At 68.9% G+C, this 678-nt stretch carries 1 protein-coding gene; it reads right to left on the reverse strand.

Features of this window, described 5'->3' with window-relative positions:
* Window positions 1–678: AMP-binding protein (locus tag AACY45_RS27295; protein ID WP_339548551.1), on the reverse strand; the 678-nt coding region annotated here is incomplete at both ends.

The raw sequence follows: 678 nt of genomic DNA on the forward strand, positions 1-678 counted from the left end.
CCCCGGGTTCCGCCAGCAGGCAGGCTTCGATTTCGCCCAGCTCGATGCGGAACCCGCGGATCTTCACCTGCTGGTCGATCCGTCCCAGGTATTCCAGGGCGCCATCGGCGCGACGGCGCACCAGGTCACCGGTGCGGTACAGCCGCGCGCCGTTGCCGAACGGGTCGGCGACAAATCGCTCGGCCGTCAGCGCCGGACGGGCGTGGTAACCCCGCGCCAGGCCTTCGCCGCCGATGTACAGCTCGCCCGCCACCCCCAGCGGCAACGGTTCCAGGTCATCATCGAGGACATGCAGCGCGGTGTTGGCCAGGGCTTCACCGAGCAATACTTGCGGATGCTCGGCGTCCAGGTGATAACGCGCCGACCACACCGTGGTCTCAGTCGGGCCATACAGGTTCCACAGGCCACCAGCGACCGCGCTCAAGGTGCGTGCCAGATCCGCCGGCAAGGCTTCGCCACCGCACAGCACCTGACGTCCAGCCAGGGCGGGCAGGCTCGGGTGCTCGGCGAGCATGCGCCAGGTCGACGGGGTGGCCTGGATCGCGGTCACCTGCTGCTGTTCGATCTGCGCCCACAGGCGCTGCGGATCACGGGCAGTGTCGCGGTCCACCAGCACCACGCTGGCGCCACGGACCAAAGGCAGGTACAGCTCCAGCACCGCGATGTCGAACGACAGCG

It is taken from the genome of Pseudomonas sp. RA_35y_Pfl2_P32 (assembly GCF_963970735.1).
Classification (GTDB): domain Bacteria; phylum Pseudomonadota; class Gammaproteobacteria; order Pseudomonadales; family Pseudomonadaceae; genus Aquipseudomonas.